Source organism: Thalassolituus hydrocarboniclasticus, assembly GCF_025345565.1.
Taxonomy (GTDB): domain Bacteria; phylum Pseudomonadota; class Gammaproteobacteria; order Pseudomonadales; family Oceanobacteraceae; genus Venatoribacter; species Venatoribacter hydrocarboniclasticus.
This window is the reverse complement of sequence record NZ_CP054475.1, coordinates 507,314-528,876: the sequence shown is the minus strand read 5'-3', so window position 1 is coordinate 528,876 and position 21,563 is coordinate 507,314. Positions and strand designations below refer to the sequence as shown.

Annotated in this window: 25 protein-coding genes; 5 read left to right on the top strand and 20 right to left on the bottom strand. The window is 54.4% G+C overall.

The window, feature by feature from the left end; genetic code table 11:
• Positions 1–27: 27 nt before the first annotated feature.
• Entirely contained in the window at positions 28–411 is a 384-nt protein-coding gene (locus tag HUF19_RS02210; RefSeq protein ID WP_260998300.1) for an MmcQ/YjbR family DNA-binding protein, read from the bottom strand.
• A gap of 28 nt (positions 412–439) precedes the next feature.
• On the bottom strand, positions 440–1,555 hold the full coding sequence (gene alr, locus HUF19_RS02205; protein WP_260998299.1) for an alanine racemase: 1,116 nt from the start codon (positions 1,553–1,555) through the stop codon (positions 440–442).
• A gap of 244 nt (positions 1,556–1,799) precedes the next feature.
• Here alr and HUF19_RS02200 point away from each other — a divergent pair, with 244 nt between their 5' ends.
• Together HUF19_RS02200 and HUF19_RS02195 are read left to right on the top strand one after the other, a co-directional pair.
• The gene (locus HUF19_RS02200) at positions 1,800–2,999 is read left to right on the top strand and encodes a DnaT-like ssDNA-binding domain-containing protein (protein ID WP_260998298.1); all 1,200 of its coding nucleotides are present in this window, start codon (positions 1,800–1,802) and stop codon (positions 2,997–2,999) included.
• Positions 2,908–3,576 carry a replication protein P gene (locus HUF19_RS02195; RefSeq protein WP_260998297.1) on the top strand — a complete coding sequence of 223 codons (669 nt, stop codon included), beginning with the start codon at positions 2,908–2,910 and terminating at the stop codon, positions 3,574–3,576. Before HUF19_RS02200 ends, HUF19_RS02195 begins: the two co-directional genes overlap by 92 nt.
• A 106-nt stretch (positions 3,577–3,682) precedes the next feature.
• Here the strand turns inward: HUF19_RS02195 and HUF19_RS02190 are convergent, their stop codons facing one another.
• Together HUF19_RS02190 and HUF19_RS02185 are read right to left on the bottom strand one after the other, a co-directional pair.
• Complete coding sequence (locus tag HUF19_RS02190) at positions 3,683–5,407, bottom strand: jacalin-like lectin (RefSeq protein WP_260998296.1); 1,725 nt, start codon at positions 5,405–5,407, stop codon at positions 3,683–3,685.
• A gap of 208 nt (positions 5,408–5,615) precedes the next feature.
• Positions 5,616–6,116: a FecR family protein gene (locus HUF19_RS02185; RefSeq protein ID WP_260998295.1), complete on the bottom strand. Its 501-nt coding sequence runs from the start codon at positions 6,114–6,116 to the stop codon at positions 5,616–5,618.
• Positions 6,117–6,354: 238 nt separating this feature from the next.
• On the opposite strand from HUF19_RS02185, the gene HUF19_RS02180 reads away from it, so the two are divergent.
• Positions 6,355–8,415, top strand: a complete 2,061-nt coding sequence (locus tag HUF19_RS02180) for a TonB-dependent copper receptor (RefSeq protein WP_260998294.1) — start codon at positions 6,355–6,357, stop codon at positions 8,413–8,415.
• A 95-nt stretch (positions 8,416–8,510) separates the two neighbouring features.
• Here HUF19_RS02180 and HUF19_RS02175 read toward each other — a convergent pair whose 3' ends face one another.
• Both HUF19_RS02175 and HUF19_RS02170 read right to left on the bottom strand, forming a co-directional pair.
• Complete coding sequence (locus HUF19_RS02175) at positions 8,511–9,521, bottom strand: FUSC family protein (protein WP_260998293.1); 1,011 nt, start codon at positions 9,519–9,521, stop codon at positions 8,511–8,513.
• 8 nt (positions 9,522–9,529) lie between these two features.
• Positions 9,530–10,657: an HlyD family secretion protein gene (locus HUF19_RS02170; RefSeq protein WP_260998292.1), complete on the bottom strand. Its 1,128-nt coding sequence runs from the start codon at positions 10,655–10,657 to the stop codon at positions 9,530–9,532.
• A 271-nt stretch (positions 10,658–10,928) separates the two neighbouring features.
• Between HUF19_RS02170 and HUF19_RS02165 the strand changes: the two genes are divergently transcribed.
• Entirely contained in the window at positions 10,929–11,645 is a 717-nt protein-coding gene (locus HUF19_RS02165) for a hypothetical protein (protein WP_260998291.1), read from the top strand.
• A 27-nt stretch (positions 11,646–11,672) separates the two neighbouring features.
• Here HUF19_RS02165 and HUF19_RS02160 read toward each other — a convergent pair whose 3' ends face one another.
• The 12 genes from HUF19_RS02160 to HUF19_RS02105 form a co-directional block, all read right to left on the bottom strand.
• The gene (locus tag HUF19_RS02160) at positions 11,673–12,206 is read right to left on the bottom strand and encodes a GNAT family N-acetyltransferase (RefSeq protein ID WP_260998290.1); all 534 of its coding nucleotides are present in this window, start codon (positions 12,204–12,206) and stop codon (positions 11,673–11,675) included.
• A complete protein-coding gene (locus HUF19_RS02155) occupies positions 12,203–12,817 on the bottom strand; it encodes a GNAT family N-acetyltransferase (protein ID WP_145470904.1) in 615 nt (204 codons plus the stop codon). The genes HUF19_RS02160 and HUF19_RS02155 overlap by 4 nt, the downstream gene beginning before the upstream one ends.
• Positions 12,818–12,898: 81 nt before the next feature.
• Entirely contained in the window at positions 12,899–14,299 is a 1,401-nt protein-coding gene (gene dnaB, locus HUF19_RS02150; protein ID WP_260998289.1) for a replicative DNA helicase, read from the bottom strand.
• 167 nt (positions 14,300–14,466) lie between these two features.
• A complete protein-coding gene (rplI, locus tag HUF19_RS02145; RefSeq protein ID WP_260998288.1) occupies positions 14,467–14,913 on the bottom strand; it encodes a 50S ribosomal protein L9 in 447 nt (148 codons plus the stop codon).
• Positions 14,914–14,937: 24 nt separating this feature from the next.
• Complete coding sequence (locus HUF19_RS02140; protein ID WP_260998287.1) at positions 14,938–15,798, bottom strand: hypothetical protein; 861 nt, start codon at positions 15,796–15,798, stop codon at positions 14,938–14,940.
• 152 nt (positions 15,799–15,950) lie between these two features.
• Positions 15,951–16,181, bottom strand: a complete 231-nt coding sequence (rpsR, locus tag HUF19_RS02135) for a 30S ribosomal protein S18 (RefSeq protein WP_145470898.1) — start codon at positions 16,179–16,181, stop codon at positions 15,951–15,953.
• Between the two features lie 15 nt (positions 16,182–16,196).
• Complete coding sequence (gene rpsF / locus HUF19_RS02130; RefSeq protein WP_145470896.1) at positions 16,197–16,622, bottom strand: 30S ribosomal protein S6; 426 nt, start codon at positions 16,620–16,622, stop codon at positions 16,197–16,199.
• A 251-nt stretch (positions 16,623–16,873) separates the two neighbouring features.
• Positions 16,874–17,236 carry a hypothetical protein gene (locus HUF19_RS02125; RefSeq protein WP_260998286.1) on the bottom strand — a complete coding sequence of 121 codons (363 nt, stop codon included), beginning with the start codon at positions 17,234–17,236 and terminating at the stop codon, positions 16,874–16,876.
• Positions 17,229–17,549, bottom strand: coding sequence for a Bor family protein (locus tag HUF19_RS02120; RefSeq protein WP_260998285.1), 321 nt, complete (start codon positions 17,547–17,549; stop codon positions 17,229–17,231). Before HUF19_RS02120 ends, HUF19_RS02125 begins: the two co-directional genes overlap by 8 nt.
• Before the next feature lie 46 nt (positions 17,550–17,595).
• Positions 17,596–18,945: an ATP-binding protein gene (locus HUF19_RS02115; protein ID WP_260998284.1), complete on the bottom strand. Its 1,350-nt coding sequence runs from the start codon at positions 18,943–18,945 to the stop codon at positions 17,596–17,598.
• Positions 18,945–19,619: a response regulator transcription factor gene (locus HUF19_RS02110; RefSeq protein WP_260998283.1), complete on the bottom strand. Its 675-nt coding sequence runs from the start codon at positions 19,617–19,619 to the stop codon at positions 18,945–18,947. The genes HUF19_RS02115 and HUF19_RS02110 overlap by 1 nt, the downstream gene beginning before the upstream one ends.
• Positions 19,619–20,086, bottom strand: coding sequence for a hypothetical protein (locus HUF19_RS02105; RefSeq protein WP_260998282.1), 468 nt, complete (start codon positions 20,084–20,086; stop codon positions 19,619–19,621). The genes HUF19_RS02110 and HUF19_RS02105 overlap by 1 nt, the downstream gene beginning before the upstream one ends.
• Positions 20,087–20,371: 285 nt before the next feature.
• On the opposite strand from HUF19_RS02105, the gene HUF19_RS02100 reads away from it, so the two are divergent.
• On the top strand, positions 20,372–20,617 hold the full coding sequence (locus HUF19_RS02100; RefSeq protein WP_260998281.1) for a hypothetical protein: 246 nt from the start codon (positions 20,372–20,374) through the stop codon (positions 20,615–20,617).
• 5 nt (positions 20,618–20,622) lie between these two features.
• Here HUF19_RS02100 and HUF19_RS02095 read toward each other — a convergent pair whose 3' ends face one another.
• Together HUF19_RS02095 and HUF19_RS02090 are read right to left on the bottom strand one after the other, a co-directional pair.
• Positions 20,623–21,054, bottom strand: a complete 432-nt coding sequence (locus HUF19_RS02095) for a DUF6691 family protein (protein WP_260998280.1) — start codon at positions 21,052–21,054, stop codon at positions 20,623–20,625.
• Positions 21,051–21,473 carry a YeeE/YedE family protein gene (locus HUF19_RS02090; protein WP_260998279.1) on the bottom strand — a complete coding sequence of 141 codons (423 nt, stop codon included), beginning with the start codon at positions 21,471–21,473 and terminating at the stop codon, positions 21,051–21,053. The genes HUF19_RS02095 and HUF19_RS02090 overlap by 4 nt, the downstream gene beginning before the upstream one ends.
• Between the last annotated feature and the right edge of the window lie 90 nt (positions 21,474–21,563).

The window sequence follows — 21,563 nt, the reverse complement described above, 5'->3', positions numbered from 1 at the left end:
GCCCAGTCCAGCACAGCCAAACAGGCATTATTCCGCACATAATTCTTTATCGCTGTAACGGGTGCTGAGGTAGCGCTTCTGCGCTCTGGTTAATTTCTGAAAAATCAGCCGGTAAGAATGATCGACCATACGTTCCAGTTCGCCGTCGGGTACATCGCCGTCCAGCAGTACAGTATTCCAGTGGGTTTTATTCATGTGGTAGCCGGCCATTACAGCGCTGAATACATCACGTAATTCCACCGCCTGCTGCGGATCACACTTCAGGTTAATCCGCGCTTTGCCGTCTTTTTCGTACAGCAGGGCAAACATTTTGCCCTGCACTTTATACACATAAGCATCCGGGCCGAAGGGAAAATCCTCCAGCGCTTCGGGCTTGCTCAGCAGGTAAGTACGCAGGGTCTGGAAGTCCATTTACGCTCTCATATTTACGTTTGGCAAATCAGGGATTAAGTACCGTTGCGCCATCGCTCGGCAGTTCGCGCGCCACGCGTTTTACCCGCGGCGTCAGCTGGCAGAACAACTCATAACTGATGGTGCCGCACAGTTCTGCGATACGGTCGACGCTGAGATGCTCGCCCCAGAGTTCAACCGGCGAGCCGATCTGTGCGTGTGGATGGTCGGTAAGATCGACGGTGATCATATCCATCGACACCCGGCCAATCAGCGGGCATTCAACACCGTCCACCAGCACCGGCGTACCGGCCGGCGCATGGCGCGGATATCCGTCCCCATAACCAATGGCAACAACGCCAACGCGGGTATCGCGTTCAGCCGTCCAGTCACCGCCGTAGCCTACGGTTTCACCGGCGGGTACGTCATGGGTGCTGATTAATTGTGATTCGAGGCTCATTACCGCTTTCAGGCCCAGCTCGGCAGTACTTTTATAATTCAGCGGCGAGCTGCCATAGAGCATGATGCCGGGGCGGCTTAAACCTTCGGCGACCAGTTCATTGTTGATGCGTTTTTCGGTCAGCAGGCCGGCACTGTTGCTGATGCTCAGCGGCACCGGCCAGTCGCGGCTGTAGAGAGTATCAAGCTGTGCGGCAAGTACCGGAGACTGCCATTCATCGGCACTGGAAAAGTGCGAGATCACATAGCGCAGTTCCAGTTGTTCGTCGGCACTGATCAGAGCGAGGATGTCGTCGGCCTCGCTGACGCGGAACCCTAAGCGGTTCATGCCACTGTTGATCTTCAGCCACACGCCTACCGGCTGGCTCAGCGTGGCGCTGGCCCGGTCCTGCAGCTGTTTGCGGTGATGCACCACCAGCTGAATTTTGTGTTCGGCGGCCAGTGTCCATTCATGCGCGTCGTAAGCGCCCTGCAGCACCACCAGCGGACGGCGGATACCGGCTTCGCGCAGGGCCAGAGCCTCGTCAACACAGGCCACGGCAAAGCCGTCGGCGCTGCTCAGGGCGCGGGCGCAGTTGACCAGCCCGTGGCCGTAGCCATTGGCTTTAATTACCGCATAGGCCTTACCGCTGACGCCGGATTTGGCCAGTTGGTAATTGTGGCGGAAGTGAGACCAGTTGATTAATGCGCGCGTTGGACGTGTCATGGACGTGGGAACAACCTCGAAAATAGGTACAATAGCGCTTTGGCCCTGCCACAACCAGTGATGCCGGTATCAATAACGCAGAGCCGCCATAAGGCGGGAATCGTTGCTGATACGGAATGCCGGGTATTTAGTGCAGGGCCGCCGGAGTACAATGCCGGCAGAATCTGCCGGGCGGCCATTATGTCAGGCCTGTCCGGCAAAAACACCCGCTGCCTCTGGCTGCAAACCGGCTACGGAAATAACCATGCCCAGTCACCCGCTGTTTACCGACAAAACCATTGCCCTCTCGGCAACGCTGGCGGCGACCATTGGCCTGGAAGAAGCCGTGCTGCTGACCGTGCTGAACGATGCCGCCAGCATCCAGGGTCAGCAATGGGCGCGGCTGCATAATCAGGCACTGCGCAACCAGCTGCCGTTCTGGGATGACGTCAGCATCCGCCGCGTGCTGCGCAACCTGCTCGATAAAGGCCTGCTCAGCCTGCAGGGGCCGATGTTTCCCGATGCCGAAGGTCTTATTTACGCCTTCAGCGCCGCGCAGACGCAGGGGCGTGCGCAACCCGGCAGTGAAGCGCAGCCACAACAGACAATTCCCCCGACCCAGCCCGGCCACTTTAAGCAGCCGCTGGAATCGCGCTGGCAGCCACAGGAAGACACCCTCGCCCGCCTCGAACAACACGGCATTCCGCGCAGCTTTGCCTGGGCGCAGCTGGATACCTTTATTCTGCAGGGGCAGGAACAGGGCGCGAACCGTAATGACTGGAACACCCGCTTTTTCCGCCATGTGAAGAGTCAGTGGGTATTCACTCAGAACGATGCACAGAAGCAACAGCGCACCCTTGAGCGTGGTTTTCAGGGAACCGCAGCCGCCACGGGCGTTCAGGAACGCAGTGCCTTTAAACCCAGCCATGATGAAGCAGCCCCCATCAGTCTCGACTGGCAGCCGAGCCAGGATGCCTGCCAGATTCTGCAGCGTGCCGGTATCGACCCACAGTTTATTGCCGATGCCGTGGCCGAGTTTGTACTCTACTGGGCCGAACGTGGCGACGCGTTCAAAACCTGGAACAGCAAGTTTATTCAGCAGGTGCGCCAGCAATGGGCGCGCTACAGTGCCTCGGTGGAGCATTCCTCCCTGCCGACCCGTATTCCCGATAACTGGCAACCGGCGGAGGACTGCTACGACATTCTCGCCATGGGTCATATCGACCGTCAGTTTGCTCAGGGTCTGGTAGCGGAATTTGTGCTTTACTGGCGCGACTCCAATCAGGTACACAACAGCTGGAACAGCCGTTTTCTGCAATACGTTAAACAGCAATGGGGCAAGCGTTTAGCCCAGACTTCGTCAGGAGAATCTTATGGCACGCACACCGGCCAGCACACAACTGCTCAACCGGGTTACGCAACAGCTGAAGCAAGCGTCCAGCGACTCAAAGACACCAGCTGGTGAAACCCTGGCGCACGAGCCGAGCATTGAGCAGAAAGAAGCCATTAACCAGATTTTTGAGCTGTTCCGCTTTAATTATCACAACCAGTTTTTAAAGGCCTTTCCCGACCTCGACACCATGATTATGGCGAAGCGGTTATGGGCACGGCTGCTGGGTGAATACAGTGGTGACGTGATGATGCGTGCCGCCGAAAGAGCGGTAAAAGAAAGCAGTTTCCTGCCCAGTGTGCACGAAGTACTGGCCCGCTGCGACGTAGCCGACAGCCTGGGGTTGCCTTCCGTTCACGCCGCTTTCATGGAAGCCTGCCGCGCACCGTCGCCGAAAAAAGAATTTAACTGGAGCCACCCGGCGGTGTACTTCGCCGGCCGTGCCAGCGACTGGTTTTTTCTGGCTAATAATGTCGAAGAGAAAACCTTCCCGGTATTTAAACGCAATTATGAAATATTGCTGAGGCGCCTGCAGAATGGCGAAAGTATCGAGATGGAAGTGGCCAAAGCGCTGCCCGAACACAGCGAGACACCGCTGCCGCGTAAAGAGCAGCAACAGCGGTTGCAGGAACTGAAGAAGCAGTTAAGTTAAAAAAAATCCCGGAATACTCCGGGATTTTTTTATTTAAATCATGATTAAACGCTGATTGCACTTCAAAAGCCTTAGCAGGGGTTAAGTAGCCGCTAAAGCCCGGCCCTTAAGGCACCAGCGTCCAGCGCTGGTTATTCCCACCCCAGTTATACCAGGTTCCGGCGTTATCTCCGGCATTGCTGCCGTAACCATCCACCACCTGTTCCGGGAATGTACGCATAGCTACTGAGCCATCGGCATTCAGGCTGAAACGCTGATTTGCATTGCCATTGCACTGCCAGATCATCAGGTTGGCGCCGTTGGCAAAGTTGCCGCCATTGTCCAGACAAAAGCGGTTGTCCTGCTGGCTGCGGATTAGTCCGCTGCTGGCGTCGTAATGCCATTTCTGCCAGTTGCCGTTATTGCAGGTCCACTGGCCTACGTTGGTGCCGTTGCTCATGTTGGCATTGCTGATATCCAGACACAGGCCGGAGGCGTTATTAATAAACTGCACGTAGTCCACCGCTGGCGGAATATTGCCCGCCTGGAACGGTGCGTAAACCACACCGGCTTTATCCAGCTCTTCACCGGCGCGGCCATGCAGGCCAACAATCTGCCAGCCAGCCGGAGCATTAAAGGTCTGACAGCTGCCGGTGGTTGAGCCCGCCGCGACGCTGCGGTTCTGACTGGTGGTAAAGCGGCTGTAGAAGATACGGGTTCTGCCGTCTTTCTGGCCGCTGCACAGCTGCAGTGAAATCAGGTATTCACCACTGTTGAGGTTCAGCACATGATCCGTACCGCCATTACCGCCGTGCGATAGCACGAAGCCATTGCTCAGGGTCAGGTCGATACGGTCAACGCGGGAACCGGCGCGGATATTTACGCCACTTACGGCCGGATTCTGCGGTAATACCGCCACATCGTTAAAATGCGTACCGTGCGGGCCACCAAAAGGATCGCTCAGCCGGCGGTCGGCCGGGGTGGAATAAACAAAGTCAGTCTGCAGCGGTGGGTGGTCAGATAAACGCAGCCCATCGCTGGTGTTGTCGTCCTGACGCAGCAGGTGATAGACCGCATCCAGCCCGACAAAACCGTTATCGCGGAACAGTACTTTATCGACAATTTCGCAATCCGGGGCCGAAGTCTGCGGATCACAGGTCAGGGCATCAGCGCCGCTTACCGGCACGTCGCCGTTACGCGACAGCTTGAGCCAGGCATCGCTGAAACCACGGTTCAGCAATTCCCAGATATTATCGCCACTGCGGGTATAACGGGTGTTGGTATCGCCCATCACGATCACCGCATTACCGGCAGAATTGGCATCGATATAGCTGATTAACTGGCGGATATTGCCACGGCGGGCAGCCAGATCGGCATCGCCCACCTGAGCCTGGGTATGCAGGTTATAGATATCCACATACACGCCTTCTGCCAGACGGGTACGGGCCAGGGTGAAGCCCTTAGGGGTTAAACAATCAACGCCATTACAGTCTTTCCAGCTGACCCGTTCCCAGTCGCTGTACGGGAAGCGGCTGAGGGTATTCAGGCCACTGCCAATCCCCATGCCGCCGGTGGTGGCGGAGCGGTATGGATGGGTGTTGCAGGTGTCATAGAGTGCGGCGTGATAGTTAAAATCTTCCTGCACGTTCACCACATCAAATTCGTTGATATAACAACTGATCTCTTCCGTGGCGCTCTGGCGCGGCGATACCGCACTGGAAAACAATTCCAGTAAACCGGCGACGTTGTAGGTGAGCGTACTGAAGCTGCCTTCCTGTGAAGCCGATACCTGAGCAGGCGCGGCACAGAGTGCGGCCAGCATCATGCCGGCCGTCAGCATGGATCTGTTCATAAGAGTTACCTTCGTATTTATGATTATTATTTGGCCCATCGCAATTCGATTGCGGTACTTTTGTACCACATCAAAACTTCACTGCGGCAGGACAACACGGGCCGCTGCGTAACAGACCGGCTGAGCAGCCATGCGCTGCTCCAGGCTCTGATGAAAGGGAAGAAGACGCCGCAAGGCGTCAAAGGGGGACATTACAATGGAAAATAATTCAGCGACTGAGTGCCAGTTCTACCCGCTCACCGGCATTCAGGGTCTGCACACCACCGCCAGACTGTGCGCGCACACTGCCTTCCAGTACTTCGAGGGCCACAACGCCATTACCCATCTGCAGGGTAAAAGCGCTGGCATCGGCGCGCAGCCTCAGGGTTCCGGCCTGGGCCCAGAATGGCCGGACATTGTCCGGCGCAATAATAAACAGCACTTCACCACGCAGCAGCTGCACGCGGCGTTGCTCGGCGCTGTAACGCACGGCCACACTGCTGTTTTCCTGCAGGCGTAATTCTGAACCGTCATCCAGCCGCAGCGCACGCTGTTCTGCGCTCACCGTGCTGTAGGTTTCCACATCCGCCGCCTGTTCGTTCTGAGCGGGGGCCAGAAACAGATACACCAGCAATGGCACACCCACCAGCAGCAGTAACGCGGCCAGCAGCATACGCGGGTTTCCCGGTGTTGCCTGATGCTCTGCGGAAGACTCGTATCGTCCTGCCATAAAAGGCCTCATATCGTTCCGGATCGGGTGATTTTGTTGTTATGGGCTGCCACTGTGACAGAACAATTACCCTAACACCGCAAGCCATTCTCAGGCATGAGACTTTTCGCTAACGCAAGTCAGCCAGCGATGAACTGACGCATATCAGCCCTGCGACACCCTGTCGCATCCCGCACAGGCGCCCCAGCGGTTACTCTGCGCGCCATTAATGTATTTATCTTTTTATTGCGGAGTATTTATGCCGGCCTTCCGACCATCGCTGTTAGCGTTTCTGATTACTTCCCTGAGCGTGCAAAATGCCCTGGCGGCAGACACTGACACTGCTGCAGACACTGCGACTAACAGTGCAACCCAACTGGAGCCGATGGTGGTTACCGCTCCGCCAATGAGCGGTGTACTGACTGTAACCACCGACCCGAAAGCGCCGCGCCAGCCCATTCCTGCCCACGACGGTGCCGATTTATTAAAGAATATTCCCGGCTTCTCAGTGATCCGCAAAGGCGGTACCGACGGTGATCCGGTATTCCGTGGCATGGCAGCATCACGTCTGGGGATTTTACTGGATGGTGAAATGATTCTCGGCGGCTGTGGTATGCGCATGGACCCGCCCACCGCTTATGTTTTCCCCGAAGCCTATGACGAAGTAACCGTATTAAAAGGCCCGCAAACGGTTAAATACGGCCCCGGCAACAGTGCCGGTGTGGTGATGTTTGAACGTGTGGCACCGGATTTTTCCACCACGCCGGTACAGGGCGAAGTCAGCCTGCTGGCAGGCAGCGCCGACCGTAACGATCAGGTTGCCCATCTGCTGGCCGGTGGTCAGAAAGGCTATGTCGATTTAAGCGGCACCCGCTCCGACGCCAATAACTATGAAGACGGTGACGGCAACGAAGTACACTCAGCCTACACCCGCTGGAGTACCAACGCCGCACTGGGCTGGACGCCGGATAACGATACCCGCATCGAACTGAGCGGCGCCAGAAGCGATGGTGAAGCACGCTACGGCGACCGCAGCATGGACGGCGCAAAATTCGATCGCTCCAACTTAGGCCTGAGTTACGAACAGGAAAATATCTCGCCGCTGTTTAATAACGTAAAAGCCCGTATTTACCGCAATTACGTTGACCACGTGATGGATAATTATTCATTGCGCGCTAACAGCGGTATGAAAATGGTTTCCAACCCGGACCGTTTAACCAAAGGCGCCAGCCTCAGCAGTACGCTGGCATTAAGCAACACGACCGAACTGGAAATCGGCGTTGATACCCAGCGCAACGAACACTCGCTGCGTAAAGCCAGCAGCATGAGTGGCACACCGGATTACGAAAGCCTGAGCCGTGTGGATGATATGCGCTTCGCCAGCAACGGTATTTATGCCGAACTCGATCATCGCTATAACGCTGGCCACAGCGTGCATGCCGGTGTGCGCATTAATAAAGATAAAGCCGAAGATTTACGTACGGGTAAAACCACCAGCGGCATGGATGACAACAACACGCTGCGCAATGGCTTTATCCGCTACGAGCACCAGCTGAGCAGCGCCAACCGTTTATACGCCGGCCTGGGACACAGCGAACGCGCGGCCGATTACTGGGAGCGCTCCAAATTACCGGAAGCCACGGTCAATATGATGGGTATGCGTGTCGAAGGTACAGCCTCCACGTTTGATATTGCCCCGGAAAAAACCACCCAGCTGGATATCGGCGCGCTGCACAATGCCGGTGATGTACAGGCCTCGGTCTCGGCGTTTTACACCAAGCACAAAGATTACATCCTGATTGAAACCCTGCCGGATGTGAGTGCCTTTGCCAGTAATGCACGTAATATCGACGCCACCAGCTACGGTGCAGAAGCCGACAGCCGCTGGGAATTTACCCCCGGCTGGAACAGCACCGCCACCCTCGCCTGGGTGCATGGCGAAAACGACAGCGACCACCGCGCACTGGGCCAGATGCCTCCTCTCGAAGCCCGCTTCGGTCTGAATTACGACAACGGTTTATGGTCAGCCGGTGCGTTATGGCGCTTAGTCGAAGAGCAGAACCGCGTTGCTGAAGGCAGCGGTAATATTGTTGGTCAGGATATTGGACAAAGCGGTGGCTTTAATGTGTTCTCGCTGAATGCCGGTTATCGCCCGCTGGACGATATGCTGCTGACCGCCGGTATCGACAATCTGTTTGACGTTACCTACGCCGAACATATTTCGCGCAGCGGCGCGGCAATTCCGGGCTACGAAAGCACCACCCGCGTCAATGAGCCAGGACGTACCCTGTGGCTGAAAATGCAGTGGGCGTTTAATTAACCATCAGCAGCAGACATACCATAATGCAGGCTGAAACAGGCCTGCCCTACCGGGCCTGTTAACGCCAGTTAAACAGGCCCTAAAGCAACCTGCGGTTAATGTTTTTCGGTAATCAGCAGGCGTTCCAGAAAACTGGTGAGTACTGCCGCTGTTAAAGCACCGGCAAGGGTGAGAAAAATACGCATCCCGGTATAGCCTAAGGGTGCCTTGCTGCTCAGAGCACCGACCACCAGTGCAATGGTTACCGATAAGGCAAACTGATAGACCATGGGCGGATAGCGGCCATGTAACATCTTATTGCCGAGAAACAGAGCGACGAGAAATAACAACAGAAAAAGAATGCTGATATGGGCCGCATAATAAAAAACAGCCAGTATTAACAACGCCATTCCGCCCCCCACAAAGGTGGCGAAGGTTCTTTCCCAGGCTTCGGCAAATTGCCGCTCACGGGTGGGGAAAACCAGCACAAAGACTCCGGCCATAGCCAGCATGATATTTGAGCTGTCGACAACCGTATAAAGCCAGAAAATCAGCAGCATTAATACCAGACCACGAATAAGCGCACGCAGGGCATGCTCTCCTCTCTGGTCTGGTTCATAAACCTCAATAAAAGGTGTGTTGTTATGCGGTGGCAGCAGCCAGTAAAGCAGCGGAATAATAATCAAAGCGCCAAGACAGGCTTCGATAAAGGCATCGCGCATAACAAACATAATCGTCAGTGAATGCATGCCCATCACCGACATCAGAACCGCCCCCATCAGCAACAACATGCCGGTCGGACTGCCGCTGCGCAGAATAATAAAATAGGCAAAAACACAGCTGGCCAGAATAACAACCAGCAGAACCCCCGGCATCGGCCTTGTCAGGGCGACCAGAGCAGCATAAAAGCTGATGATAAAAATCATTGCCAGTGGTCCGCCAAAGGCTTTTTTGGCAGAAAAGCGCTGACGAATACCAGCAATCAAACCTAATGTCATCGCTGGCATCAGCATAGGCATGGGTGAATTCAGCCACATAGCCAGCAACAATGCCAAGGTCACGGCACAGGCAAGACGTATGGCATAAAGAGGATCATCAGCAAGCAGTGGACGCGGCGCGACGTACATAGCAGGCTTCAGTAAAGATACGAAAGATAGGACTTAATTCTTAACAGTCCGGCTGCAATCCAGGAAACCGGGTTATTACGCCCGCCGGCATAGACCACCACTGCGACTTTACCACCGGCTTTCACTGGCGCAGGCCAGGCGTCGAGACTGTCAGAAAGCTCTATCCTTACCGGTATCCGCCGGGCAGGCTCGAACCAGTCATTTTCCGGCTGATTCTGCGCCAGGCCTCCGGCGTATGGCCGGCCCGGATCAATCCCCCAGGCCAGACTCTGCACATGACCACGGAAGATCGTGCCCGGCATTGCATCAAACAGAATATCCACCTCATCCCCGGTGACTACATGGCCGATCTGATTCTCACGCAGGTCGGCGGTAATCCAGGCACCACGGGCATCAATAAAGGTTACCGCCGCGGAACCTGCCGCGACATACTGGCCAACTGCCAGATGCAGGTTGGTAATGACACCACGGGTCGGGGCCTCCACTTCGGCAAAGTGCCTGTCGAGCTGAGCTTTTTCCAGATCCGCGCGCGCAGCCTGAATTTCAGGATTATTTTCTCCCTGTGCGCCCAGCTCAAGAATGGCACTTTGCAGATCCGCTTCGGCTTTTTCGGCATCTGCCTCAGCGCTCAGCAGCCCTGCCCGGGCATTGTCAGCATCAGCCAGAGAAACCAGACCGCGTCTCTCCAGACTCAGGGTACGGTTGGTGGTCGCGCGGACGTTTTCCAGCTGGGCTCGGGCCTGAGCCACCCTGGCCTGCGAGGAAATAATAGAAGCAGCACCGGCCTGACTGGATTGAACCGCACGGGCAAGCCGGGCCTCCGCCTGACGTACCGCCAATTCAAAAGGACGGGGGTCAAGACGGAACAGCAGCGTACCCGCCTCAACCACATCACCATCCTGCACCAGCACTTCCGTTACCTGCCCCGGAACCCGCGCAGCAAGCTGGGCAACATAGGCGGACACCGCACCACGGCCGGAGTAAGGGGAAACCCGGTCAGATACGGCATACCAGACAATTAACAGCAGCAAAACCGACAGCAGCGGCACTGCAACCTTACGGGCAGGGTTGCCCACATCATCGTCACTGAGCTGCTGCACAGCAGCTTCGCTGCCTGAGTTCTCTGTTTTATTCATAGTCTGTTCCATTGCTCGGCAATAATCGGCTGGAAAATCAGCGGCTGGAAAATAAATCACCTGAATCCAGAGAATAGACGAAGAACTGCACTTATCCTGAGCGAGCCCCGGGCGCATTGCATACTGAGCGAATCAATGGTTAACAGAGCAGCCCGGTGCTGAAAGCAACATGACTCCGGTACACACAGGCCTGTATTATCCAACCTATACACTGTAATGCATGCCGGTCAGGCAGAGTTGCACCGGGCGTTCACTTATTTACAGGAAAGTTATGCCGTTTTTTACCTCTGTTCTGAATCAGTTTCCTGAACACAGCCTTAAAGTAAGAACGATTAATCAAAGCCGCCAGCGCCAGTGCTTTATTGTCCACAGAAAACCACAGGCGCCGCAGTGGCAGGAAGAAAACGCCCACGAAATTAAAAACGATGAAATATCCCGTGTGATTGAAACCCCCGAAGGCTACATCGTTAAGTACATAAAACAGCGTACCTGGCACGATAATCTGCGTATTTTTTGGGGTGCGAGCAAAATTTCCGCCGAACTGAGAAGCTGTATTTTCCTGCAGAATCTTGGCCTGCGTGTACCTGCGGTTCTGGAATACGGCATGGCGTTTATTCCGGGGCACTTATGGGGGGTAACCGGTTATTACCTGATGGAAAAGCATCCGGCGGCGGACATCGTTAAACACCATTTCCACCATTGTGATCAGCCTGCCCGGCAAAAAATACTGGCGCAGCTGGTGCACGATCTGCAGCGTCTGCGCGACGCCCGTTGTGTATACCGCGATCTGTCCTTCCGCAATATGATGACGGATGACGAAGGTGAGCTGTTCTGGATTGATACCAATATCAGACGTTATGCCAAAGCCAATCAGAAGTTTATCGCCGACTGGAATAAAACGCTGAAGGTGTTGCTGCAGGAACTCAGCACCATGTCGGAGTCCGCCGAACATGACGGACTGCGGGCCATTCAAGACCTGATGCTGTAGCTCCCTGTGTCGTTTCTGTGCCGCGCCTCAGCTGTCGCTGGATAAGCGCGAGTACAGTGCCATATCGACGCTGCTGTCGTTATATTCAACCTGTGCCGGCAGGCAACCTTCGTAGTGAAAGCCCAGTTGCTGCAGCAGCGTTTCATGATGCTCAGAACCGGCGCGCAGACGCATTTCAATACGGTGCAGCCCGAGTTCGCTAAAGCAGAAATTCAATAATGGTGGCATGACTTCCTGTAATGCCGGTAAATCGGCGGCATCACTTAATTCCCACTGTAATTGAGCACAACTCAGCATCCAGTTAATTTTCTGAATACCAATACGCGCAATCAGCTGCTTATCGTACAGACCTTCCACCAGCCAGAAAGCGGCCTCGCGGGTTTCAAAGCGCATCGCCATGCGACGCAGCTCATCCAGCGCCTGAGCGTCCACCGTCATGGCGGTACGCGGAATATGATCAACCCGGCTCTGCTCTTTTAACAGAGCATACAGGGCATCGCCGTCCTGATCGGATACCGGCAGGCGCAGGCTGAAATTACCGGCAGAAAAATTCCAGTTCATGCGACACCTCCGTTACTATTATCAGCATTCAGGTTCTGGCCGGGATTAATATCACTGTCTTCACCCAGGCGACCGGCCACCGGCTTTTTCTTATCCAGTACCAGATTAAACTGCACTACATTGGCGAATGAATGTTCGCCGCTGCGCCAGGCATCACGCATTACAGCACTCTGCTTAAAACCCAACTCAGTGAGCATGGTTTTAAATTCTTCGTTCTGGCCTTCAATCCACTGATAGCCAAAATTACGCAGATGATATTTCTGCGCCATAAAATCCATACATACCTGCAAGGCTGCACTGCGCTGCGCCAGTGTTAATTGCGGCAAACCATCCACGCGCAACATGGTGCGCAGCAGTGATGGCTGCCAGTCAAAAGCACTGACCATGCCGATGATGGCACCATCCACTTCCAGCGCCCACATCATGCCGCGCTGCGTCGCCGCCATCTGCACGCTCAGATCCACCATGCGGATCAGATTATCTTTATTGTCCAGAACACGCTGACCCGGTAATTCAGGGTGCTGATACAGCTCGAATAATGCATCGGCATCATCATAAGTCAGCGGCCGGACACGACCGCCGGAAAAGGATAATTCGGGGGTAAATTTCATAAAAAAAGCCTGAAGTCTGCAGCCAGACGCCTGAGGCTGGCGACTGTCACAACAGACGCCGCAGCCAGACGCAAAAGCTAATTAATACTCATCATCGCCGCCGTCATACGGGCGGGCAAGATTCTCAAAGCGGGTGTATTTACCGATAAAGGCCAGACGGTCGATACCAATCGGACCGTTACGGTGCTTACCGGTAATAATTTCGGCCACACCTTTATCCGGCGAGTCTTCGTTATAAACTTCGTCGCGGTAAATAAACTGAATAATATCGGCGTCCTGCTCGATCGCACCGGATTCACGCAGGTCGGAGTTCACCGGGCGTTTATTCGGCCGCTGCTCAAGGGAGCGGTTAAGCTGCGACAGAGCAATCATCGGGCAGTTAAATTCTTTGGCGATCACTTTCAGGGTGCGCGAAATTTCCGAAATTTCCTGGGTACGGCCTTCCGATGGTCCGGACACCCGCATCAGCTGCAGGTAGTCGACCATGATCAGCGCCAGGTCATTGTTGTTTTCGCGGTAGACTTTACGTGCGCGGGCACGCATTTCCTGCGGTGTCAGCGCCGGGGTATCGTCGATATACAGCGGCAGATCTTTTAACAGATTCACTGCAGCGGATAATTTCGGCCAGTCTTCATCGATTAATTTACCGGAACGGATACGGGTCTGGTCGATTTTGCCGATGGACGACAGCATACGCATGACGATGGATTCCGACGGCATTTCCAGACTGAACACCAGACACGGACGCTTGGTTGCCAGCAGCGCATTTTCCACCAGGTTCATGGCGTAGGTGGTTTTACCCATCGACGGACGCGCCGCGACGATCACCAGGTCGGCTTTCTGCCAGCCCGAGGTACGGTTATCAATCTCGTTAAAGCCGGTGGTGACGCCGGTCAGACCATCCGGCTGGTTGAACATCTGATCGAGCTGTTCGAGGGTATTTTTCAGGATCGGAGCCACCAGTTGCGGGCCACCGTCTTTACGGCTGCCTTCGGCAATCTGGGCAATGGCTTTTTCGGCATCCGACACCAGTGTCAGCGAGGTTTCACCTTCCGGCTCATAGGCTTTGGCCATAATGTCCGAGGCGGCTTCAATCAGGCGGCGCTGTTGCGCCCGCTCGCGCACGATCTCGGCATAGGCTGCGCAGTTGTCGATCGACGGTGTCATATCGACCAGACGGCTCAGGTAGGCGGCACCACCGACGCTCTCGAGCTTGCTGCGCTCTTCCAGCTCTTCGGCCACGGTGACCACGTCAATCGGCTGTTCCTGATCAACCAGGTGTCTGATGGCACGGAAAATCAGGCGGTGGTCGTGACGATAAAAGTCACTGTCCTGCAGGGTTTCAGCCACCGTTTCCCAGGCGCGCTCATCCAGCATCAGCGAGCCCAGCACCGATTGCTCGGCCTCTACCGAATGCGGCGGCGTGCGCTGGCTGTTTTCCTGTCTCTGCTCATGTGGCAGTGCAGAATACTCTTCACTCATGCAAGCAATTCCCGGAGATGATCAGACAATAAAAGGTGATAGCGGCCCGTCTTCCGGTCATGGCGCGGACATAAAAAAAGGCACTATCAGCAGGCTGCTAATAGTGCCTTATCTTGCTCATTGCTGCCAGCCGGCAATCGGCCAGGCGGCGACAACAAGCCTCTGAGTTATTCTGCTACTACGTGCAGTTTCAGAGTTGCGTTCACTTCTGCGTGCAGGTGAATCGCGATGTCGAATTCGCCAACGGCACGGATAGGACCGTTTGGCAGACGAACTTCAGCTTTGCTCACTTCAACGCCAGCCTGAGAGATCAGGTCTGCGATGTCGCGGTTGCCAAGAGAACCGAACAGTTTGCCTTCGTCGCCAGCTTTAACAGCAACAGACAGTTCGATTTCTTCGATTTTTTCTTTACGGGCCTGTGCATCAGCCAGTTTGGCAGCTGCCTGAGCTTCCAGATCAGCGCGACGGGCTTCGAAGTGCTCAACGTTGGCTTTGGTCGCAGGAACCGCTTTACCCTGTGGGAACAGGAAGTTACGGGCGTAACCTGGCTTAACGTTAACCTGTTCACCCAGTGCACCCAGGTTTGCTACTTTTTCTAACAGAATAATTTGCATCTTAAAATCCTCATTACAGGGCGGCTATGCATTACCCGCCGTGTCTTTTAGTCGCGCGCGGATGTTCATTAAACTATCCAGCAACGCTACGAAAATTAGTAATGTGTACATGTAAGGCCCGAACAACATCAGTGCCAGATACACCAGCAACATCCAGTTCGGACTGGCCTGTGATATTTTCACAACACCATGGAACAAGGCCAGACCAGCGATCATTAACGGTACCGTTAATACGGGCGTTAATCCTGCCAGTTCAGGCTGCAACTGTCCGGCAGTCAGACAAACCAGCACCGCCGGTAAGCTGAAGGCCAGAGGCAAACGCAGCTGCTTAAACTCGGTGCCGAAGCCGCCGGGGTTATACAGTTCGCTTTGCCAGTAGCGTCCCAGTAACAGACACAAAATAAATACCAGCACATGCAGAGCAGCTAGCACTCCGCTGATCATCGGGGCAATCAGTGGCTGCAGATGAGCCAGTATTTCAGGCTGATCTTTCAGTGCTTCACTGACGGTGGTTTCACTGCTGGCCACCACCTGAGGCAGAACCTCAGACAACATCAGCGGCAACAACAGATACACCAGCACGCCCAGAGCACAGGCCAGCAGCATCGACCAGTCAAGGCGGATACTGTAGCGCAGCAACGCGGCCATGGCGCTGGTGCCAATGGCTACGAGTAACGGGGTCGGATCGCCGATGGCGCTCCAGGCGATGGCCGGTAAAACCGCCCATAAAACCACCTGTCCCCCTTCACGGACACCCTGACGCAGGATAACCAGCGCCAGAATGGCTGCTCCGATCCAGAACAGCAGTGGCACAGCCAGACAGCCACCGGCAGCAACCGCTGCCTGCCAGCGTCCGGTCATAGCCCAACGTGCCAGTGCTTTCATACTATTAACTCAATTGCGCAAACCAAGCGTCGGCGAGGCCGATGAAGCAAGGCGAAAATGCCCGAGGAAGCGCAGTGTATAAGTGATACATGAGCATTCCGAGGGCATTTTTAACGCCACTGCATCAACGCAGCCAGCTTGGAAAGGCGAACTTAGTTGTCGTGCTGATCAGTGTACGGCAGCAGTGCGATGTAGCGCGCGCGCTTGATCGCAGTAGACAGCTGACGCTGATACTTAGCACGGGTACCAGTGATACGGCTTGGTACGATTTTGCCAGTTTCAGTGATGTAGCCTTTCAGAGTATCCAGATCTTTGTAATCGATCTGGCTTACGCCTTCAGCAGTGAAACGGCAGAACTTACGACGACGGAAAAAACGTGCCATGACTCAAATCCTCTCTTATTCAGCGTTATCGTCAGAATCGATCTCGTCAGCGTCATCCGCTTCTTCCGCAGCGCTTTCAGATTCTTCAGCGCGTGGCTCGGAACGACGACGATCTTCGCGGCTTTCAGCAGCTTTGATCGGAGAGATTTCGGTGATGGCTTCATCACAACGGATCACCATGTTACGCAGAACAGCGTCGTTGTAACGGAAGTTGGTGGTCAGTTCGTCCAGAACTTCCTGAGTACATTCGATGTTCATCAGGATGTAGTGGGCTTTGTGCACATCGTTGATTGGGTAAGCCAGGTGACGACGGCCCCAGTCTTCGAAACGGTGAATTTTGCCGTTAGCGGCTTCGATTGAGTTAGTGTAACGCTCAACCATCGCAGGTACCTGCTCGCTTTGATCTGGGTGAACCAGAAAAACGATTTCGTAGTGACGCATTGTCAACTCCTTATGGGTAGTCAGCCTTCCGGCCCATCCGGTAAGGCAAGGAGTCCGTTGTTCGCCCGAGGGCCAATATACGGATAAAAAGGAGCGCGGAGTCTACCAGAGACCGGGGGGCGGATCAATCTTTGTACAGAGCGGGCGGCGGCTATATATTCCGCCGCCGTGGGAACAGCCTTCCGGCAGCTTCAGAAAAGCGCTTAACCCACGTTAAGAGAGTTTCGCGCCCAGTGCAGGAAATAGAATATTCAGGGTTCAAGCGGTTGCGAGCAGCGGGTTTCCACCGACCAGGGTGAGTACAGGCTGACCCAGTCGAACACCGGCGCAACACTGGCTAAGGTACCACCAACCAGAGCCGTTACGAGACCATTGGAAAAGCTGTATTCGACTGTCACCTTACTCCAGGGCTTTCCCTTGCACTCACGGTAAAGATTAACCGGCGGACTGATTTCAATCATGCCGTCGATCGTTGTGTCATGCCATTTAACCGGCAGCGGTGGCGCCGGCTGGCGGCTGCTGCTCAGTTCATGACTGAAGTGAATCGTGCTGCAGGCCGACAATAATGCACAGGCAATAACGGCAACAGCTCTGATGATACGCCTCTCAGCCATGCTCGCTCTCCTGTGACGGATGTTCGCACCAGACCTTGGCGGTGCGCGGCGTATAAATCAGCAAGGTCAGCATACTCTGTAACCAGTCAGACAAGCTGGTGATAGCCTGCATCTGCATAACCCGCCGCTGGCCGCAGATTGCACTGGTATTTACTTCATGCTCGCCAATAATGCCGGCCAGATAAAAGGTTTTACTCGATTGATAATCCGGGGGAGAGGTGTCCTTTTCTCCGCCATAGGGACGGATAGTGACACTGGAACAAGCCGTCAGGAACAACAGACTCACCAGCAGAAACAGTGTCTTATTATTCATATTGCCCAATGCTCTGAAGCGGTTTAATTCTTTTTTCAGCGGCATTCTATAACGTTCCCTGATATTCAAACTCCAGAATAAAGCAAGCGCCCCCCAGCAAGGAATCACGAATACTGAGACGGGCGTTATAAAACGCCAGTATGTCGCAGACCAACGCCAGCCCCAACCCCTGCCCGGCCGTCATGGTATCCAGACGCACACCGCGCTGAAGAATACGCTCACGCTGATCTTCAGCAATACCAGGACCATCATCCTCAACGCATAATTGCCAGCCCGCTAAAGTATTATGCGCACTGACCAGCACCTGCCGGTGACCATACTTGCAGGCATTATCAAGAAGATTGCCGATAATTTCAGTCAGATCGTTGTCGTCTCCCCAAAAGACAACATCGTCATCAGCAACCAGCTGCAGCGCCAGCTGTTTATCGGCATACACTTTTTTCATAACACCCAGCAGCGATTCTGCCACAGGCTTAACCGCCACTTTGTGCAGACTGAAACTCTGCGCCTGCGTAACCGCGCGCTGTAACTGAAAGCGGATACGCTCACTCATGGTGTTTATCTGACGCTCAAGTTCCTGCTTATCATCGCTGCTGAGCTGCGGCTGCCGTACCATACCACTCATTACCGCCAGCGGCGTTTTCAGGCTGTGCGATAAATCGGCCAGCATATTACGGTAACGCTCCCGCTGCGATCGCTCACTCTGCAGCAACTGGTTCAGGTTGGTGGTTAATGGCTGCAGTTCACGCGGATAATCACCGGTTAAATCGGCCTGTTCACCACGCTGCAATTTTTCCAGATCTTTGCTGACACGGCGTAACGGCGCTAATCCCCAGCGCAGAATAATCAGCTGCATCCCGATCAGTAATAAAGCAAACGTCAGTAACGCATAATCCATACTGTTACGGTAACTGACCAGCTGCCGGTTAAAATCCTGCAGGTTCTCAATCATCAGCAGATTAAACTGCGGATTATTATTACCGGCATCCCCCCAGGAAACACCAAGCCGGGCAATCATATATTCTTCGCCCTGCATCCAGGCCAGACTGTAGCGCCACTCACCCGGCTGTACATTACTGCCACTGACTGGCGGTAAATCCTGTGCCGATAATGAGCGCCACACCACATTACTGTCTGAATCCAGAACCAGCGCATACAAACCGGAGCGCTGTCTGTTAAACCGTTCTTCCGGTAAATAATCCGGTATCCACAGCCTGTCAGAACGATAATCAGCCAGGGCCAGCAACGAGTATCCATGCAGACGCAGACGCTCCTGTAAACCATCAACCTGCGCGTAATAAAACGACTGATAAAGCCACACGCCGACCCCCAGCATTAATACTGCCAGCAACAATGTAGTAAACAGCATCAGCCGCGCGCGCAGCGAATTAAGCATCAGCCATTTTCCGCCGCAAACTGATAACCGCGGCCACGCAGGGTAATAATCGGACTGAAACCATCGGCCTGTGCCAGCTTTTTACGCAGCCGGCCAATCAGTACTTCAATCACATTACTGTCGCGGTCAAAATCCTGCGCATACAGATAATCGGTAAGGGTATTTTTCGATATTACTTCGCTGCGGTGGCGCAGCATATATTCCAGGATTTTGTATTCAAAAGCCGTTAATTCCAGGCGTTCCCCGGCCAGTGTTACCTGCTGACTCTGTACATCAAGTTCCAGCGGGCCTGCTTTAAGTACGGAACTGTGGCCAGTGATACGGCGCAATAATGCCCGGCTGCGGGCAATTAATTCTTCGATATGAAAAGGCTTTTCCAGATAATCATCCGCACCCGCTTCCAGCCCTTCCACTTTGGCTTTCCAGCCGCCTCTGGCGGTCAGTATCAGCAGCGGAAAATCACAACCTTCATTTCGCAGACGACGAATCAGTTCAATACCATCTATTTTGGGCAGGCCAAGATCAATAATGGCCATATCGTAGGGATATTCACTGGCCTGAAAATAACCTTCCATTCCGTCCGCTGCTGACTGACACTGAAAACCGGCTTTATTCAGACCGTCGGCCAGCTGACTGCGCAGATTCGCATCGTCTTCCACAATCAGGATTTTCATCACTGCTCTCCTTGTGCTTTGTTCTGCTGCGCCGGGACGCTATCAGCGGCAAAGGGAACAGTGTCCAGCAGCGTGCCATCGATTGCGTGTATATAGTAACTGGCAATATTGCCTTTACTGCCAAGCAGCTTAATCAGGTAATAAGGTGGCGGGCCCGGCTCAAAATGAATACGCAGAATATCTCCCGGATAGAGCAAACGTAATAAACGTCCGGCTTCCTGCGGTGAAATAGCGTTAGCCGGTGGATTGACCCGGTGAGAGAAAACATCCGCCGGAGGCAGTACCGGTGCTTCCGGCTGAGCTGGTTTACCCTGAATTTTTCGCTCAACCCAGCGGTTAAACGGAGTAAAGATTTCTTCGACCCATTCGGTTTTCGGATTGATGGTTTCTTCAACCCAGTCGTGATTTTCCTGCAGACGCTCTTCTGGTTTGTCATCTTCCGCGGCCAGCACCGGCCATGCCAGCATCTGTAGTAACAACAGACACAACCAAGACCGAACAACACGGCAGCCTGCAACCCGGCACAGCGCTGGCGATGTTGTGCGCGCACTGAATGCAGATTGCAGCGACAAGAAAGAAAGAATCAAAAGTGGGGCACCTGTGCATCAGTATCCGGGCAGTTTAAACAGAATACCCTGAGCAGGTGAACCAAAGCTGAATAAATTGCCGTGCCAGAGCATGGTCCAATTCAGCTCAGGTTCAGACTCGGCTGATTATAGTGCTGGCTCAATAACCAGAATGGAGATACTCAGATGGAATTTCCACAGGAATCCGGTGCGGGAGCACAACAAGAGCAACAGCGCCGCTTTACCGCCTATTTTGACCTGCTGCCCGGCATCACCCGCCAGTTCGGCGAAGTTATGGCCAGCAATCGTAAGGCAAAAATCAACAGCGCCATTGTTGAATCATTACACCTCAGCCCGGAAGAAGATGCCGGCAACGTCGCCGGCCCTGCCGCGCTGTGTGACGATATGATATGCACCGATGAAGCCGCATGACGCTGCTATCGAGCAGGCCCAACCAGCCAGTGCGCAGCACGGTTACCGGCTAACAAGGCCAGCACAAAAACCAGCACACCCGGCTCAAAGGTCAGCAGATTAACCAGCGCGGGTCCCGGACAAAGACCAACCAGACCCCAGCCGATGCCAAACAACAGCGCTCCGGCCAGCAGACGCAGATCAATGTGTGTCAGCTTAGGCTCATGAAAAGCCGCGGCACAGAATGGTGTTTTACGGCGCTTACTGAAATAGAAAAACAGTGCAAATACCGGTATAGCCGATCCCATGACCGCAATCAGCGATGGGTCCCAGGCAGCGAATATATCGAGAAATGCCCGTACTTTTGCCGGGTTATTCATTCCGGAAATCAGCAAACCCAGGCCAAAAATAAGACCACTGACCAGAGCCACTAACGGGCCCAGCAGGCGTGCGTTCATAAAATACCTCCGGCCATATTCATAACAGCAACCGTTGCCACTCCGGCCAGAATAAAGGTAACCGTCGCAATCGCTGAGCGCAGCGATAAACGCCCCATGCCGCACACGCCGTGACCACTGGTGCAGCCATTGCCGATATAAGTACCGAATCCGACCAGCAGACCGGCGGCAATCAGCAGACCATTGTTTGTGGTCATCTCTATCGGTGCACTGTGACCCAGTAACAGATACAGCGGATAAGCCAGCGTCAGCCCGGCCAGAAACCAGAATGCCCAGTGGCGTTGCTTTTCGTGCAACAAAAACAGGCTGGATAACACTCCGGTCATACCGCTGATACGGCCAATCCCTAACCACAGAATACTTGCCGCAAGACCAATCAGCGTGCCGCCGATCAGCTCCGGAATCAGTTCATTGATCATTATGAATACCTGAATAAAACAGTCTGACATTCTAAACGAAGTCGCCCTTTGCGTCTGCTGCCCGGTAACCGGCACCATTACCGCCAGAAC